At 69.8% G+C, this 723-nt stretch carries 1 protein-coding gene; it reads left to right on the top strand.

The genetic code is table 11. The features are described from left to right. Nucleotides 1-723, top strand: a 723-nt coding sequence (locus tag ACSDR0_RS50930) for a transposase (RefSeq protein ID WP_435296191.1), incomplete at both ends; no start/stop codon positions are given.

The following is a 723-nucleotide window of genomic DNA, read 5'->3' as shown; positions in this document are numbered from 1 at the left end:
ACCCGGCACTCGGCGGGCAAACCGATCATCGCCGGGTGGGCATTCTCCTGGCTGGCCGCCCTGGAGCTGACGACCAATTCCTGGACCGCTCCGCTGGATGTGGTGCGCCTGCTGCCGGGCACGAACATCAACGCTGCCGCGGCCGCCCAGATCCTCCAGTTGCTCTCGCGTCTGCCCGACACCAGCGGGCGACCTCCGCTGTTCGTCTTCGACGGCGGCTACGACCCGGTCCGGCTGGCTCTCGCCCTGGAGGACACTCCCGCGCAGCTGCTGGTGCGGATCCGCTCCGATCGCTGCTTCTATGCCGATCCGCCGCCCGCCGAACTGGGCGTCCGGGGCCGACCGCGTCGGCACGGCGCGAAGTTCGCCTGCACCGATCCGGCCACCTGGCCGCCCCCGAGCGCGACCCTCACCACGACAGATGCGCAGTACGGCACGGTCACCGTGCATGCCTGGAGCGGCCTGCACGCCAAAACCCAGCAGCATGACGGGCACGGCAGCCGTGGCCCGCGCCCGATCGTGGCCGGCACCGTGGTTCGACTCACCGTCACCGCACTACCCGGCCGCACCCGCAAGCCCGCCACTTTGTGGTTGTGGTGGCACGGCCCCACCGGCTGCCCTGTGGACCTGGATCTGCTGTGGCGCTCTTATGTGCGGCGGTTCGACCTTGAGCACACCTTCCGCTTTTGCAAGCAGACCCTGAACTGGACGCTGCCCAGGCCT

It is taken from the genome of Streptosporangium sp. G11 (assembly GCF_051192615.1).
Classification (GTDB): domain Bacteria; phylum Actinomycetota; class Actinomycetes; order Streptosporangiales; family Streptosporangiaceae; genus Streptosporangium.
Note: the sequence above shows the minus strand (reverse complement) of the source record. Positions and strands in the feature narration are given on the sequence as shown.